The sequence below is a fragment of the Pseudomonas sp. NPDC098747 genome, assembly GCF_044760045.1.
Taxonomy (GTDB): domain Bacteria; phylum Pseudomonadota; class Gammaproteobacteria; order Pseudomonadales; family Pseudomonadaceae; genus Aquipseudomonas.
In genome coordinates, this window is the sequence record NZ_JBIWAL010000020.1 from 26120 (window position 1) to 40426 (window position 14307).

The window sequence follows — 14307 nt, forward strand, 5'->3', positions numbered from 1 at the left end:
GGTTTTGTGGTGATGGTCAGAGCGTCGAGCGGATCACATCCCCCAGCCAATCCATAAACACCCGCACCCGCAGCGGTAAATGTCGTTGCCGCGCATACAGCAATGAAATCCCCATCGACGGCGCGGTGAATTGCGGCAGCACGGTCACCAGTTCGCCGTTGTCCAGATGCGGCTGCATTCCCGTACGCGGCACCTGCGTCAGACCGAAACCGCCCAGGCATGCCGATTCGTAAGCATCAGTGCTGTTGACCGTCACGCTGCCGGCCATTGGCAAGCGCCGAACCTGACCGTCCTGCTCATATACAAACCCTTCCGAACGCGAACCCAGCACGCCAACGTAATGCACCAGCCGATGCTGCGCCAGATCTTCCAGTGTCTGCGGCACACCGTAGCGCGCAAGGTAAGCGGGACTGGCGCAGTTGATCATCGGGAAGTCGCCAAGGTGTCGCGCCACCACGGATTGATCCGGCTGCGCGCCGATGCGCACCACACAATCGAAGCCCTCACTGAGCAGATCAACGCGGCGGTCGGTGCTGCTGATTTCCAATTCCAGGTTCGGATGACGATCCATGAACTGCGGCAGTCGCGGCATGACCAGACGCCGCGACAGAATGTTGGGCATGTCGACGCGAATGCGCCCCGTCAGCGAGGCCTCGTCCTGACGGAACAAGCCTTCGATCTCGTCCATGTGCGAGAGCAGATCCTTGCTGCGTTCGTACAACACCAAACCGTCTTGCGTCGCTTGGACCTTGCGCGTGGTGCGTTGCAGCAACCGCGTGCCGAGCAGCGCCTCCAGCGCTTGCACCTGCTCGGACACCGTCGAACGCGGTAGCCCGAGGCTTTCCCCGGCGAGGGTGAAACTCGATAGCTCACTGACCCGGACAAAGGTGCGCAGCAGTTCCAGTTTGTTCATGGGGGAGCTCTTTGATTGTTCGATTTAGCCGACCAGTGATTCCGGTTTAAGCCTGTTTATCACCTCAGGGCGGATAAATAAACTTTGATCCATCACCACCACTCACCGCAATCGAGGATTTCACATGAGCCGCAAAATCGCATTGATCACCGGCGCCAGCCGGGGCCTGGGCAAAAACGCAGCACTGCACCTCGCCGCTCAGGGCGTGGACATCATCGGCACTTATCACAGCCGAGCGGATGAAGCGCAAGCGCTGGTCGTCGAACTGGAAAAACTCGGCGCAAAAGCCGTGATGCTGCAACTGGACGTCGGCCGCAGCGAAAGTTTTGCCGCATTCGGTACGCAGTTCGAGCAGGCGTTGCGGGAACAGTTCGAACGTCAGCGTTTCGATTTTCTGATCAACAATGCCGGGTTCGGTCTGCATGTGAGTTTCGCCGAGACCACTGTCGAGCAGTTCGACATGTTGATGAACGTGCATTTCAAAGGGCCGTTCTTCCTGACTCAGCAACTGCTGCCGCTGATCAATGACGGTGGGCGAATCATCAACGTGTCCAGCGGCCTCGCGCGTTTCAGCATCCCGGGCGCCAGTGCCTATGCAGCGATGAAAGGTGCGATGGAAGTGCTGACCCGCTATCAGGCCAAGGAGTTGGGCTCACGCCAGATCACCGTGAATACCCTGGCACCCGGCGCCATCGAGACCGACTTTGGTGGCGGTGCGGTGCGCGACAATTCGGCGGTGAACGCGATGGTCGCCGACAACACCGCGCTGGGCCGTGCCGGGCAGCCGGATGATATCGGCGGTGCACTGGCATTGTTGCTGTCGCCGGGTGCGCAGTGGATCAATGGTCAGCGGGTTGAGGCGTCGGGGGGGATGTTTCTCTAATTTGCCAACTCGCTGATAGCCCTGTTGGTGAGGGCCATTGTGGTGAGGGGATTTATCCCCTCACCACAGGTTGTATTCCAATTTTTAAGCAGTGCGAGCCATCAACACACGCTCGCGCACCACGTCATACCCCCAGTGATAAACGTAGGTGTACGGCAGGAAAAACAGCAACACGCCGATGTCGAGTAAAAACGCCTGCCACAGGCTGACCGACAACCACCAGGCAATCAGCGGCACGCCCATCACGATCAAACCACCCTCGAACAGCAACGCATGCACTACCCGCACCCAAGCGTTGTGGGCGACATTCATGCGCTCAAGCATGCGGTCGAAAAACCGGTTGAACACCACGTTCCAGCCCAGCGCCAGCATCGCGATCAGCACCGTCACCGCGCCCATGTCGAGCAGCGGTTTTTTCATGATCCACGCCAGCAATGGCGTGCAGATCAGAATCGCCAGCAGTTCGAAACCGACAGCTTGGAAGATACGTTCAGTAATGGATTTTTGGGCAGTCATGGCCTGAGTCCTTGAGTGAAGATGGTTGCCATGATCCACCCCCGCACCGATACTTCAAAACCAATAACCATCGATCAAGGCGATAGTTCATGGCATCCCAAGAAGTGCTGTTGGCGTTTGTCCAAGCGGCGACCCAAGGATCATTTTCGGCGGCAGCGCGCAAACTCGGCCGCAGTCAGTCGACGATCAGCGCGGCGGTGGCGAGTCTGGAGATTGATCTGGATCTGGTGCTGTTCGATCGCAGCAGCCGCAAACCGACCCTGACACCCGCTGGCCACGTGATGCTGCAACGGGCCGAGGCGATTCTTACGGCCAACAGTCGTCTGGAAATGACCGCGCGGCAATTGTCCCAAGGGGTCGAACCGAAACTGACAGTGGCGATTTCCGACACCTATCAATCCGCGCGTTTTGAAGCGGCGCTGTTCGGGTTCGAGCAGCGTTATCCGGATTTGGAACTTGAATGCCTGATCGCCGAGTGCGATGACTTGATCGAACTGGTGCAGCGCGGCCGGGCGCATCTGGCGTTCGCCGAGATGCAGGACAATTACCCGCCGGACCTAGTGACCTCGACCGTGGCTGAGCGCACCGATATTGCACTGTTCGTCAGCCGCGAACATGCGCTGGCAACGTTGGAACACGTCGATCAGCCAATCCTGGAGCAGCATCGCGAGTTGCGTCTGGCGACGATCGTCAATCCCTATGACAGTCGTGCCAAGGGCCGCGTGTGGTCGGCGCCGAGTTATCTGATGCTGATGGAAATGGCCGAAATGGGTTTCGGCTGGGCACCGCTACCGCGCTGGCTGGTGGGGCGCTTCGGCAACGGCACGCTGGTGGAACTGACGGTACGCGGCTGGCCGAAACCGGTGTTTGTCGATGCCTTGTGGTCGCGGCTATATCCGCCGGGGCCGGCGGGGAGCTGGTTGTTGAGCAAGATGCTGGAATAAGCGGCGCGCCGAATCGCCCTCACCCCAGCCCTCTCCCGGGGGGAGAGGGGGCCGACCGAGGTGTCTGGCGTTATACATCGACCTGAAAGATTGCGTCGATTACGGATTCACAGCGAATCTTTCAAGTCAGTGAAACTCTCCAATATCCCACGATCAGTCCCCTCTCCCTCTGGGCGGTCCGACGTTTCGGGAGGGCTAGGGTGAGGGCCGTTCCAGCGCCAAGAGCCGCCCTTCAATAAACCGCCGCTCCGGCTCTTGCCGCGTCAACTCCAACGCCCGCAAATAAGCCACCCGCGCCTCCTCCACCCTGCCCAACTGCCGACAAAACTCCGCACGCGCCGAATGCGCCAGGTGGTAATCCTGCAATTCGCCGCGATTCAGAATCCCTTCAATCAGCGTCAGCCCTGCCAACGCCCCATCCCGTTTGGCCACTGCTACCGCGCGATTCAACTCGATCACCGGCGAAGGCATCGCCCGCAGCAACACGTCATACAGCCCGACGATCTGCTGCCAATCCGTTTCCGCTGCCGTCGGCGCCTCGGCATGCACCGCCGCAATCGCCGCTTGCAGGCAATACTGTCCAAACTGCCGCGTGGTCAGCGCGCGCTCGACCAGCGCACAACCTTCAGCGATCAATTCAGCATCCCACTGCGAGCGATCCTGATCGTCCAGCAGCACCAACTCACCATCGGGCGAAGTCCGTGCCGGACGCCGGGACTCATGCAACAACATCAATGCCAGCAACCCCATCACCTCCGGCTCCGGCAACAACTCCACCAATAATCGCCCGAGCCGGATCGCCTCACGGGTTAGCTCTTCGCGGGTCAGCTCAGCGCCCATCGACGCCGAATAACCTTCGTTGAACACCAGATAAATCACCCGCAGCACACTGTCGAGGCGCTCGGGCAGTTCGCTCAGGCTCGGCACTTGATAAGGGATTTTCGCATCACGGATCTTGGCTTTCGCACGCACGATGCGCTGGGCAATGGCCGCCGGCGCCGAGAGGAATGCCCGAGCGATCTCCTCGGTGGTCAGGTCGCAGACTTCACGCAAGGTCAGCGGCACTTGCGCATCCGCCGCCAGCGCCGGGTGGCAACAGGTAAAGATCAGCCGCAGGCGATCGTCTTCCACGTCTTCGTCGCTCCAGTCGGCCTGTTCGAGCTCTTCCAGTTGCGCCAGCAACAATGGCTGCGAGGCTTTGAAGCGTGCTCGGCGGCGTAACACGTCGATCGCCTTGAAGCGCCCGGTCGACACCAGCCAGGTGCGTGGATTATCCGGCACGCCGTCGCGCTGCCAGCGCTCGACCGCGACAAAAAATGCCTCGTGCAAGGCTTCTTCGGCGAGGTCGAAATCGCCAAGCAAGCGGATCAACGTCGCCAGAATCCGCCGCGAGTCTTCGCGATAGACCTGCTCGACCCGCGTCCTCACCTCAGACATTCAACTGCCGCACGGGGCGCACTTCAACGCTGCCAACCCGGGCCGCCGGAATGTTGCCGGCGACCTGAATCGCTTCGTTAAGATCCTTGGCGTCGATCAGGTAGAAGCCGGCCAGTTGCTCCTTGGTTTCGGCGAACGGCCCATCGGTGATCGACAGTTTGCCGTTGCGCATGCGCACCGTGGTGGCGGTCTGTACCGACTCCAGCGCCTCGGCGGCCACCATTCGCCCGCTGCCCTGAATTGACTCGGCATAGGCCCAGCATTCGGCGTCTTCAGGGCTGTCGGGCGACGAGTGCAGCACGCGTTCATCGCTGTAGACCAAGCATAGATATTTCATGGCGTTCTCCTGATTCGAACGGATCAACTATGGCTGAAGATCACGGTTGCACATCGAATAGCGTGGCGCCGCTCATCGGATCAAACGGTGCCGACCAGTGTTCATGCGCAATCCGCCACGCGCCGCCAACCTGCCGATAGCACGCGGTGACGCGCATCCAGCAGCTTTGGGTTTCGCCCTTCTCGTTGGTGCCGCCGCAATTGGCCACCCAGTGGGCGAAGGCGATGGTGTCGGCGGTCTCGATGACGATTTCCTGAAACTCGAAGATGTGCGGGCCGGGGCACATTTCCATGCACGCTATCCAATGCGCGCGGTAGGCCGGTTTGCCCTTGAATTGCAGGGCCTTGATCGCGTCAAACGAGACGATGTCATCGGCATACAACGCCATGACTTTCTCCACGTCCTTGGTCATGACGGCGTCGCGGTAGGTATTGATCAGGGTTTGAATTTCAGACTGTGCGCTCATGGTGTTCTCCGTGGTTTTTGTTGTGAAGACACCCTTAGTCGTTCGGCGCATCGGCTGATCGACAGACAAAACAAAAAATTTCCGCAGGAGGCAAAGTCGCTAGAATCCGAGGCTCATCTTTGTAGGAAAAAGGAAATTCCCGTGTCAGCCCAACTCGTGCCGTACGACAGCCTGAACGCCCAGCAGCGTCAGCAAGTCGAGGCGATTGAAATCCATCCCGAGCAGATCAAGTTCTCCGGCGACATTCACGGCGCCCTGCATACCTTGCTGTCGAAACCCGGCCCCGGCGTGAAGGGTTTTGCGCTGTTGGCGGATGAAGTGCCAGTGGCTTTCCTGCTGCTCAAGCGTCCGCCGGTGTTGCCGGCATGGGCCGATGAACACAGCGCCACGCTGCACGCGTTGCAGGTCGATCGCCGTTCGCAGGGCAAGGGTTACGGCAAGGCGTGTCTGCAAGCGTTGCCCGAAGTGGCGCGTGAGGCATGGCCGGAGATCAAGGGACTGGAGCTGTCGGTAGACGCCGACAACGAGGCTGCTATCGCGCTGTACGCCAAACACGGCTATGTCGACAGCGGCGAAGCGTACAAGGGCCGAATCGGTTACGAGCGGCGCATGGGTCTGTTTTTCTAAATCGTCGAGGGATGCCAGTTCGACGCCGACACGTATGACCGCGAAGCGCCGGCAAGAGTGCGCGACAGCCTCTATTAACGCGTAACCGCAAACACCGCAAAAACCTGTGGGAGCTGGCTTGCCAGCGATGGCGTCGGCACATCAAACATTAATGTCGACGGAACCACCGCTATCGCTGGCAAGCCAGCTCCCACAGGTTTCGCGTGACGCCTTAAAGAGTCAGGATCATCTCGTGCCACGCCATCCCGCCGTGATCCGACTCCGACGGTTTGATGTAGGCGAAGCCAAACCCGGCATACAACGGGATGTGCTTTTCCTTGCACATCAGGTGAATCGTCGCTTTATCCATCCCGCGCATGCGCTCGATGAACTCGGCCAACAAGCGCTTGGCCAGCCCCTGCCCCTGATAATCCGGGTGCACCACCACCGACATGATCACCACATTCGGCCCCGCCGGATCATGGCCGATCAGTTCCTTGAAAGCCTCATCCGACATCTGCACATCGAACGCCGCGCCGGAGTTGATAAAACCGGCGACCTCGCCGTCCACCTCGGCAACGATGAAGCCATCCGGCCACGTCGCGATGCGCGTGGCGATCTTCTCGCGAGTGGCGGCTTCATCGCCTTCGTAGGCAACGGTTTCGATGGCGTAGCAGCGATCCAGGTCAGCGGCGCTGACGTGGCGAATGACGGTGTTCATGGCGGCTCGGAATCAATCGGCAAAAGGTGGCCAATCATAAGTCAACGAGGTTGGCATTTCGATAAATCGCGCCCTCTGCTAACACCGCTTTGTACCTATGACAACTGTCAAACCTGACAGCTATACGCGCCGCTCAATTGACCCTCTAATTAAATAGCCAACGTCGTCGTCCAGAACGTCAGGACAGGTTGCCCTTAACTCTGACTATGGAAGGAAGATTTATGAGCCTCTGCGCCAGCATTACCCCTGGGCAATTCGACAATAGTTTTGGCATGGAACAAAACGGTACTGTCCGTACCGACGCACACCATATCAGCGGTCAATCCGCACTGCTGTCCGATGGATCATTCGTGACTGTCGGTTACCTCGAAGCCAACCCAGATGCCCGTTTAGGGTCAATAAAACATAGCGCGGACGGTTTTTTCGACGCTGATTACGGTGTGGTGACTCTACCCGTTACTTTGACCAGAAGTGTCTATGCGATAGCCGCGCAACCTGACGGGAAGGTTGTGGTGTTAGGTGCATACAGGGAGGGCAGTAATCCTGACAAAGCTTACCTGGCACGCCTTTCAGCCAATGGCGAACTGGACCAGACCTTTGCCGAAGGCGGGCTGAAATTTCTCGAGCAGAAGATCGCCAATAATTCATTAAATGTTTTTGCACTGACCGTGCAACCGGACGGAAAAGTACTTGCTGCCTTCACCGATGGATCATCGAGCACGATCATTCGACTGGACAAGAACGGCCAGCCAGACAATTTTGGCCAGGACGGCATGGTTCTTTTACCCAACACCATTATTCAAAGCCTGGCACTTCACCAAGGCGGGTTCCTTGTCGGCGGACACGACCGCATGGAGGGCATCGTTTTGCGCTATCTCGATAGCGGCAGTCGAGATCCTGCTTTCGCCAACAATGGGGCATTCAAATTCAAAATCAAATCAGGCCTGGCGTGCGTTTTCGCATTGGCCACTGAGGTCAATGGAAACATCACACTGGCAGGCGCTGCGTGGCACCTGCCGTCGGAGACCAACTTCATCGCCCGACTTTTGCAGGACGGACGCTTCGATGGTAGTTTCAACCAGGGTACTGTTTTGGAGACAGGCACAGGCAATGGCGTCTATAAGGCGCTGGCCATTCAAGCCGACGGCAAAGCCCTTGCACTCGCCCGCGATCAATATAGAGGGTTTCTCGTCAACGTCGTTCGACATAACCCTAACGGCCAATGGGATAGCACTTTTGGCGAGGGCGGCGTGGCACTGGGCTATAGCGATCCTCAAGGACGCCCCCAGGACTCCCAGGTCGACAAGATCAAGATTCAACCAGACGGAAAAATACTGGTGTCCGGATTTTACCGGGCCGCCTCTTACATCGGTCGCCTGCTCGGGTAAAACGGCACCGATTGAAACGTTCTCATATCAACTCATCGCTGCAGGGTAAACCTGCGTATAGACGCCTTCACTGAAAGCGCTGACGAAACGGCTGCCTGATCCGTCTCGTCAGCGTGCCTCAGGCTTTCAGCGGCAGCCAGATTTCCAGCGTGCCGGTGTGCAATTTGGGGTTGAAGTCTTCGCTGTAGCGCTCGAATTCCGGCGCATCCGCCGCCTCGCGACCGGACTGCGGCAGCCAGGTTTTCCAGATGTGCTGGAAGGTCGCCGGCAATTGGTCCAGAGAGCCCTTGTGCTCGAACACCGCGTAATCCTGCGGTTGCACCTCGATCCAGCGGTACTGCTCCGGCAGGTCATCGAGTTTGCTGATCTCGACCCCGGCGATGTATTCGAAACCACCCTTGCCGTCCGCATTGCAGCAGACGCCGAAGGTCACTTCGTTCTTTTGCCCGGGAATCTTGCCCAGGTGCGGGATGAATTTTTCCCACAGTTCGGGAATGCCATCGGTGGTGTCCTGAGTAAATCTTCCGCCAAGCCCTGCTATCAGCAGGAAGTGTCCATGTTCGAAGCGAGGTTCTGCCACTTCGACGCGTGTTTGCTCATCCATGACTCGACTCCTGGAACGAAAAAAGTGGGTTCGGCTGGGAGTATAGAAGCCAAACCCGATTCGCAACATTACAGCGTATGCAAGGCCTCGGCCGCGCCCGACCCGACAAACTCGTTGTAGCCAGATACGATCACGTACACCGCGAAATAGCAGAAGATCGCCGCAGATGCCATATAGGAGTAACGCAGCAGTTTATCCCCCAACAGCTTGCCACCATGGCTGGCGGCGAAGCACAAGCCTGCCGACCACAACAGCCCGGCGCACAGAAACCCGCCGAGAAACAACGCCGAGCTCAAAGGCCCGCCGCCACCCGAGCGAGCGATCAACGTGCCGCCTACCGCAGCGAACCAGAGAATCGCGCTCGGCGAGGACATGGCGAGGAAAATCCCCCGCAAGAACTCCTTGCGATGGGAGTTGTGCCCCACTTCCGCCGTCTCGGCCAACAGCGTCTCGTGGTGGATCGCCGAATAAATCATTTTCGCCGCGAAGTAGATCAGCAGCGCCGAACCGCCGATCCACAGCACCCAGCGCACGCTTTCGTATTGCAGCAAAACGGTCATCCCGGCGAGCGCCAGCACCGCGTAAATCAGGTCGCCGACACAGGTGCCGAGACCCAGCGCAAAGCCCTGAAAGTAACCGCGCTGCATGGCCAGCGTGATCATTGCGATGTTGGCCACACCGATATCCAGGCACAGCGAGAGGCTTAGCAAGAAGCCGCTGGTAAATTCCATCAACCGATTTCCTTGGGAAAAATTGTTTACGCACGGGCTGGACAGTCTGCCATCACTGCCCTTATCTTCGCCAACAGGTCACCGCAGTGACCAGCGTCGCTCGGACGGTTCCGGGCGCTTACGTTATCCGAGGCAACAATGGCCGAACAAGGTTCGCCGCGCCGCTTTGCGCGCATAGATCGACTCCCCCCTTACGTTTTCAACATCACCGCCGAGCTGAAGATGGCCGCGCGGCGTCGTGGTGAAGACATCATCGACCTGAGCATGGGCAACCCCGACGGGGCCACGCCGCCGCACATTGTCGAAAAACTCGTGCAAGTCGCCCAGCGCGACGACACCCACGGTTACTCCACGTCCAAGGGCATTCCGCGCCTGCGCCGGGCGATTTCCAATTGGTACAAGCAACGCTACGAGGTCGATATCGACCCGGAAAGCGAAGCCATTGTCACCATCGGTTCCAAGGAAGGCCTGGCGCATCTGATGCTGGCGACCCTTGACCAGGGCGACACGGTGCTGGTGCCGAACCCGAGTTACCCGATTCACATCTATGGCGCGGTGATTGCCGGCGCTCAGGTGCGTTCGGTGCCACTGGTGCCGGGCGTGGACTTCTTCGCCGAGCTGGAACGGGCGATTCGCGGCTCGATCCCGAAGCCGAAGATGATGATCCTTGGCTTCCCGTCGAACCCGACCGCGCAGTGCGTGGAGCTGGATTTTTTCGAACGAGTGATCGCCCTGGCCAAGCATTACGACGTGCTGGTCATCCACGATCTGGCTTACGCCGACATCGTCTACGATGGCTGGAAAGCCCCGTCGATCATGCAAGTGCCGGGCGCCAAGGACATCGCGGTGGAGTTTTTCACCCTGTCCAAGAGCTACAACATGGCCGGTTGGCGCATCGGTTTCATGGTCGGCAATCCGGAACTGGTCAACGCCTTGGCGCGGATCAAGAGCTATCACGACTACGGCACGTTCACCCCGCTGCAAGTGGCGGCCATTGCTGCGCTGGAAGGCGATCAGCAGTGCGTGAAAGACATCGCCGAACAATACCGGCAGCGCCGCAATGTGCTGGTCAAAGGCCTGCATGAACTGGGCTGGATGGTCGAGAATCCGAAGGCTTCGATGTACGTCTGGGCGAAGATTCCCGAGGCTTACGCGCATCTGGGCTCGCTGGAATTCGCCAAGAAACTGCTGGCCGAGGCCAAGGTCTGCGTCTCGCCGGGCGTGGGTTTTGGTGAGTATGGTGATGATCATGTGCGCTTCGCACTGATCGAAAACCAGGACCGCATTCGTCAGGCCGTGCGCGGGATTCGCGGGATGTTTCGGGCGGATGGGCTGGCGCCGAAAACTGCGATTTAACCATAACCTGTGGGAGCGAGCTTGCTCGCGAAGGCGTCGTACCAGTCGATACACCTTTGGCTGATCTACCGCTTTCGCGAGCAAGCTCGCTCCCACAGTGGTAATACATTCAGCCTGATTTCATCACCCACAAAAAAACCGCATCGCTGCGGTTTTTTTGTGTCTGCCGAAAGGCCGTTTACACGAACATCGACAACAGCAGAATAAAGCCCAACGCGACCACGGACAGGATGGTTTCCATCGCCGTCCAGGTCTTGAACGTCTCGGCCACGGTCATGTTGAAGTATTGCTTCACCAGCCAGAAACCAGCGTCGTTGACGTGGGACAGGATCAGCGAACCGGCACCGGTCGCCAGCACCAGCAGCTCACGGTTGACGCCCGGGATCATCCCGACCACCGGCACCACGATGCCCGCGCCAGTGATGGTCGCGACGGTTGCAGAGCCGGTAGCAATACGGATCACCGCCGCCACCAGCCATGCCAGCAGGATCGGCGAGATTTGCGCGCTGACCGCCATGTGGCCGATCACGTCGCCCACACCGCTGGTCACCAGCATCTGCTTGAAGCCACCGCCAGCACCGATGATCAGGATGATCGCGGCGGTTGGCGCCAGGCTCGCATCCAGCCACTTGAGGATCTGGTTGGACCCAATGCCCTGCTTGTAGCCGAAGGTGTACAGCGACAGCAGCAATGCCAGCAGCAGTGCCGAGATCGGGTGACCGATCATGTCCATCCAGGTACGGAAGAAGTTACCGTCCGGCAGCGCGACGTCAGCGAAGGTTTTCAGCAGCATCAGGAACACTGGCAGCAGCACAGTGATCAGGGTGATGCTGAAGCTCGGCAGGACGGCGGAATCATTTTCACGGGCCAGTTGATCGACCAGTTCCTGATTCGGGTGACCCGGAATGTGCTTGGCGATGAACGTACCGAAGATCGGCCCGGCAATGATTGCAGTCGGCAGCGCAACGATCAGACCGTACAGGATGGTCTTGCCGATATCCGCGCCGAACACGCCGATGGCCAGCAGCGGACCCGGGTGCGGTGGCACCAGACCGTGCACGGCGGACAGGCCGGCGAGCAGCGGGATACCGATCTTGATGATCGACACGCCCGTACGGCGGGCAACGATGAACACCAGCGGAATCAGCAGTACGAAGCCGATTTCGAAGAACAGCGGAATGCCCACCAGGAACGCGGCGAACATCATTGCCCACTGGACTTTGTCCTTGCCGAACGCGCGAATCAGGGTTTGGGCAATCTGGTCTGCCCCGCCCGACTCGGCCATCATTTTGCCGAGCATGGTGCCCAGCGCGAGGATGATGCCGACAAAACCGAGCACGCCACCAAAGCCGTCCTGGAACGCTTTGATGATGGTGCCGATCGGCATGCCAGACGTCAGGCCGAGGAATGCGGCGGCGATGGTCAGGGCAATGAACGGGTGAATCTTGAACTTGGTGATCAGGATGATGAGTCCGATCACCGTGACCACTGCATCGAGCAGCAGGAACGTGTCGTGGGACATGCCAAACATTAGGGGTGTCTCCTGGCTTGTTGTTGTTATTAAAGCGGGTTAATCAGAAGTCGTAAGGACAGCGCTATCTGCATGCACATACTCATACCGCCTGTTTCAGGCCGTTGGCCTGCCACCAGTGGTGAGCCTGAGCCGCCAGTTCTTCAACGCTGTGAATCGAAGCATTCAACGCCAGGGTCAACGGTTCGCCCTTGGGCGATTCGAGGGTGGCGAACTGGCTTTCGATCAACGTGGCCGGCATGAAGTGGCCCGGACGATGGGACACACGCTCGGCGGCAACTTCAGGGGTCAATTCAAGAAACACAAAGCCCAGGCCCGGCAAGGCACTGCGCAAGATTTCGCGATAACTGAGTTTGAGGGCCGAGCAGGTCAGCACCGGGCGCTGGCCCGTGGCGTCAACGCGGCGCAGTTCCTCGCACAGGCTGTCGAGCCAGCCGGCACGGTCGTCGTCGTTCAGGGGGATCCCCGCGCTCATCTTTTCGATGTTCGCGGCCGGATGGAAAGTATCGCCTTCAATGGCAGTGGCGCCGCTCAAGTGGCACAGGGCCTCGCTGACGCAAGTCTTGCCGCAACCGGCAACGCACATGATGACCAGGGCGGTGATGGGATGATTCATGTAACACCTCAGCGCGCAGACAGCGCTACCTTTGCAAGCTATGACTCTAGAGCACAGGTAGAAGTTGCCGACGCCTTCTTGTCGTTTTTTTGGGTTGCAGCAGGTTTGTTCCTAACACCAAAAAGCGAAGATCAGGCAGGACCTCGCTTACGCATTTACAGCTGCATCAGGACAGCGCTACCTTAGTGCCTTGATTTTTGTTTGGCAAGCCGCCCGATGACCACTCCTAAAAACGATAAAAATACCCGCACCACCGGCCGTCCCACCCTTAATGAAGTTGCTCGCCTTGCCGGTGTCAGCCCGATTACCGCTTCCCGTGCCTTGCGCGGGGTCAGCACCGTGGCCACCGAACTGGTGGAAAAAGTCCAGAAAGCCGCCCTCGAACTCAACTATGTGGTTAACCCTGCCGCCCGCGCTTTGGCCTCGGCGCAGAGCCATTCTGTGGTGGTTTTGGTGCCTTCACTGTCCAACCTGTTGTTCATCGATACGCTGGAAGCCATTCATCGGGTTTTGACGCCCAAGGGCTTCGAAGTGCTGATCGGCAACTTCCACTATTCCCGTGACGAAGAAGAAAACCTGCTGCGCAACTACATGGCCTATCAGCCACGCGGTTTTCTGCTGACCGGGTTTGATCGCACCGAAAGTTCGCGACGGATGATCGAGGCGAGCAACATTCCCTGCGTGTACATGATGGAACTGGACAGCGCCGCCGGCGTGAATTGCGTAGGGTTCTCGCAGCTCAGCGCAGGGGAAACGGCGGCCGAGCATTTGCTTTCTCGTGGACGCAAGCGTCTGGCTTACATCGGTGCACAACTTGATCAGCGCACGTTGCTGCGTGGCGAAGGTTTTCGCAAAGCGTTGCAGAAGGCCGGGCGTTATGACCCGGATCTGGAAGTGCTGACCCCACGCGCTTCGTCGGTAGGATTGGGTGGCGAGTTGTTTCTGCAATTGCTGGCGGCGCACCCGGATGTCGATGCGATCTTCTTCGGCAACGATGACTTGGCGCAGGGGGCATTGCTGGAAGCGCTGCGCCACGGCATCAAGATCCCTGAGCAAGTGGCGATTCTGGGCTTCAACGACTTGCCGATGTCCGAGCACATGGTGCCGCGCTTGAGCAGCATCAACACCCCGCGCGAGGCGATTGGCCGGCGCGCGGCGGAGCAGATGCTGACATTGATGGCGGGCAACAATGTCGCACGGCCGGTGGAAGACATGGGCTTCGAGCTGAAGATCCGCGAAAGTACCTGAGCCTGTCCTG

The 14307-nt window shown here is 58.9% G+C and carries 16 protein-coding genes; 6 read left to right on the plus strand and 10 right to left on the minus strand.

Annotated features, from left to right (window positions below; all coding sequences use genetic code 11):
* Positions 1 to 16: 16 nt before the first annotated feature.
* A complete protein-coding gene (locus ACIQVE_RS14490; RefSeq protein WP_402809339.1) occupies positions 17 to 913 on the minus strand; it encodes a LysR family transcriptional regulator in 897 nt (298 codons plus the stop codon).
* Positions 914 to 1037: 124 nt separating this feature from the next.
* On the opposite strand from ACIQVE_RS14490, the gene ACIQVE_RS14495 reads away from it, so the two are divergent.
* Positions 1038 to 1796 carry an SDR family NAD(P)-dependent oxidoreductase gene (locus tag ACIQVE_RS14495; RefSeq protein WP_402809342.1) on the plus strand — a complete coding sequence of 253 codons (759 nt, stop codon included), beginning with the start codon at positions 1038 to 1040 and terminating at the stop codon, positions 1794 to 1796.
* 84 nt (positions 1797 to 1880) lie between these two features.
* On the opposite strand, the gene ACIQVE_RS14500 is transcribed toward ACIQVE_RS14495, so the two are convergent.
* Entirely contained in the window at positions 1881 to 2312 is a 432-nt protein-coding gene (locus tag ACIQVE_RS14500) for a multidrug/biocide efflux PACE transporter (RefSeq protein WP_402809344.1), read from the minus strand.
* Between the two features lie 89 nt (positions 2313 to 2401).
* Between ACIQVE_RS14500 and ACIQVE_RS14505 the strand changes: the two genes are divergently transcribed.
* Positions 2402 to 3256, plus strand: coding sequence for a LysR family transcriptional regulator (locus ACIQVE_RS14505; RefSeq protein ID WP_150616118.1), 855 nt, complete (start codon positions 2402 to 2404; stop codon positions 3254 to 3256).
* A 195-nt stretch (positions 3257 to 3451) separates the two neighbouring features.
* On the opposite strand, the gene ACIQVE_RS14510 is transcribed toward ACIQVE_RS14505, so the two are convergent.
* The 3 genes from ACIQVE_RS14510 to ACIQVE_RS14520 are packed head-to-tail and all read right to left on the minus strand — an operon-like array spanning position 3452 to position 5496.
* Positions 3452 to 4693: an RNA polymerase sigma factor gene (locus ACIQVE_RS14510; protein ID WP_402809348.1), complete on the minus strand. Its 1242-nt coding sequence runs from the start codon at positions 4691 to 4693 to the stop codon at positions 3452 to 3454.
* A complete protein-coding gene (locus tag ACIQVE_RS14515) occupies positions 4686 to 5030 on the minus strand; it encodes a YciI family protein (RefSeq protein WP_402809350.1) in 345 nt (114 codons plus the stop codon). The genes ACIQVE_RS14510 and ACIQVE_RS14515 overlap by 8 nt, the downstream gene beginning before the upstream one ends.
* Before the next feature lie 40 nt (positions 5031 to 5070).
* Positions 5071 to 5496 carry a YybH family protein gene (locus ACIQVE_RS14520; RefSeq protein ID WP_402809351.1) on the minus strand — a complete coding sequence of 142 codons (426 nt, stop codon included), beginning with the start codon at positions 5494 to 5496 and terminating at the stop codon, positions 5071 to 5073.
* Between the two features lie 141 nt (positions 5497 to 5637).
* Between ACIQVE_RS14520 and ACIQVE_RS14525 the strand changes: the two genes are divergently transcribed.
* On the plus strand, positions 5638 to 6123 hold the full coding sequence (locus ACIQVE_RS14525) for a GNAT family N-acetyltransferase (RefSeq protein WP_402809353.1): 486 nt from the start codon (positions 5638 to 5640) through the stop codon (positions 6121 to 6123).
* A gap of 211 nt (positions 6124 to 6334) precedes the next feature.
* Here ACIQVE_RS14525 and ACIQVE_RS14530 read toward each other — a convergent pair whose 3' ends face one another.
* The gene (locus ACIQVE_RS14530) at positions 6335 to 6823 is read right to left on the minus strand and encodes a GNAT family N-acetyltransferase (RefSeq protein WP_402809355.1); all 489 of its coding nucleotides are present in this window, start codon (positions 6821 to 6823) and stop codon (positions 6335 to 6337) included.
* A gap of 221 nt (positions 6824 to 7044) precedes the next feature.
* On the opposite strand from ACIQVE_RS14530, the gene ACIQVE_RS14535 reads away from it, so the two are divergent.
* On the plus strand, positions 7045 to 8211 hold the full coding sequence (locus tag ACIQVE_RS14535; RefSeq protein WP_402809358.1) for a delta-60 repeat domain-containing protein: 1167 nt from the start codon (positions 7045 to 7047) through the stop codon (positions 8209 to 8211).
* Positions 8212 to 8329: 118 nt separating this feature from the next.
* Here the strand turns inward: ACIQVE_RS14535 and ACIQVE_RS14540 are convergent, their stop codons facing one another.
* Both ACIQVE_RS14540 and ACIQVE_RS14545 read right to left on the minus strand, forming a co-directional pair.
* Positions 8330 to 8815 carry a GyrI-like domain-containing protein gene (locus tag ACIQVE_RS14540; protein ID WP_402809360.1) on the minus strand — a complete coding sequence of 162 codons (486 nt, stop codon included), beginning with the start codon at positions 8813 to 8815 and terminating at the stop codon, positions 8330 to 8332.
* A 68-nt stretch (positions 8816 to 8883) separates the two neighbouring features.
* A complete protein-coding gene (locus ACIQVE_RS14545) occupies positions 8884 to 9546 on the minus strand; it encodes a LysE family translocator (RefSeq protein ID WP_402809363.1) in 663 nt (220 codons plus the stop codon).
* Positions 9547 to 9684: 138 nt separating this feature from the next.
* Here ACIQVE_RS14545 and alaC point away from each other — a divergent pair, with 138 nt between their 5' ends.
* Complete coding sequence (gene alaC / locus ACIQVE_RS14550) at positions 9685 to 10902, plus strand: alanine transaminase (protein ID WP_402809366.1); 1218 nt, start codon at positions 9685 to 9687, stop codon at positions 10900 to 10902.
* Positions 10903 to 11080: 178 nt separating this feature from the next.
* Here the strand turns inward: alaC and ACIQVE_RS14555 are convergent, their stop codons facing one another.
* Both ACIQVE_RS14555 and ACIQVE_RS14560 read right to left on the minus strand, forming a co-directional pair.
* The gene (locus ACIQVE_RS14555) at positions 11081 to 12433 is read right to left on the minus strand and encodes a GntP family permease (RefSeq protein WP_402809369.1); all 1353 of its coding nucleotides are present in this window, start codon (positions 12431 to 12433) and stop codon (positions 11081 to 11083) included.
* An 82-nt stretch (positions 12434 to 12515) separates the two neighbouring features.
* Positions 12516 to 13049: a gluconokinase gene (locus ACIQVE_RS14560; protein ID WP_402809372.1), complete on the minus strand. Its 534-nt coding sequence runs from the start codon at positions 13047 to 13049 to the stop codon at positions 12516 to 12518.
* Positions 13050 to 13265: 216 nt separating this feature from the next.
* On the opposite strand from ACIQVE_RS14560, the gene ACIQVE_RS14565 reads away from it, so the two are divergent.
* Positions 13266 to 14297, plus strand: a complete 1032-nt coding sequence (locus ACIQVE_RS14565) for a LacI family DNA-binding transcriptional regulator (RefSeq protein WP_402809375.1) — start codon at positions 13266 to 13268, stop codon at positions 14295 to 14297.
* Positions 14298 to 14307: the final 10 nt, after the last annotated feature.

Coding starts and splice junctions, on each gene's coding strand:
- ACIQVE_RS14490 (WP_402809339.1), bottom strand. CDS start 913: ATGAACAAACTGGAACTGCTGCGCACCTTTGTCCGGGTCAGTGAGCTA.
- ACIQVE_RS14495 (WP_402809342.1), top strand. CDS start 1,038: ATGAGCCGCAAAATCGCATTGATCACCGGCGCCAGCCGGGGCCTGGGC.
- ACIQVE_RS14500 (WP_402809344.1), bottom strand. CDS start 2,312: ATGACTGCCCAAAAATCCATTACTGAACGTATCTTCCAAGCTGTCGGT.
- ACIQVE_RS14505 (WP_150616118.1), top strand. CDS start 2,402: ATGGCATCCCAAGAAGTGCTGTTGGCGTTTGTCCAAGCGGCGACCCAA.
- ACIQVE_RS14510 (WP_402809348.1), bottom strand. CDS start 4,693: ATGTCTGAGGTGAGGACGCGGGTCGAGCAGGTCTATCGCGAAGACTCG.
- ACIQVE_RS14515 (WP_402809350.1), bottom strand. CDS start 5,030: ATGAAATATCTATGCTTGGTCTACAGCGATGAACGCGTGCTGCACTCG.
- ACIQVE_RS14520 (WP_402809351.1), bottom strand. CDS start 5,496: ATGAGCGCACAGTCTGAAATTCAAACCCTGATCAATACCTACCGCGAC.
- ACIQVE_RS14530 (WP_402809355.1), bottom strand. CDS start 6,823: ATGAACACCGTCATTCGCCACGTCAGCGCCGCTGACCTGGATCGCTGC.
- ACIQVE_RS14535 (WP_402809358.1), top strand. CDS start 7,045: ATGAGCCTCTGCGCCAGCATTACCCCTGGGCAATTCGACAATAGTTTT.
- ACIQVE_RS14540 (WP_402809360.1), bottom strand. CDS start 8,815: ATGGATGAGCAAACACGCGTCGAAGTGGCAGAACCTCGCTTCGAACAT.
- ACIQVE_RS14545 (WP_402809363.1), bottom strand. CDS start 9,546: ATGGAATTTACCAGCGGCTTCTTGCTAAGCCTCTCGCTGTGCCTGGAT.
- alaC (WP_402809366.1), top strand. CDS start 9,685: ATGGCCGAACAAGGTTCGCCGCGCCGCTTTGCGCGCATAGATCGACTC.
- ACIQVE_RS14555 (WP_402809369.1), bottom strand. CDS start 12,433: ATGTTTGGCATGTCCCACGACACGTTCCTGCTGCTCGATGCAGTGGTC.
- ACIQVE_RS14560 (WP_402809372.1), bottom strand. CDS start 13,049: ATGAATCATCCCATCACCGCCCTGGTCATCATGTGCGTTGCCGGTTGC.
- ACIQVE_RS14565 (WP_402809375.1), top strand. CDS start 13,266: ATGACCACTCCTAAAAACGATAAAAATACCCGCACCACCGGCCGTCCC.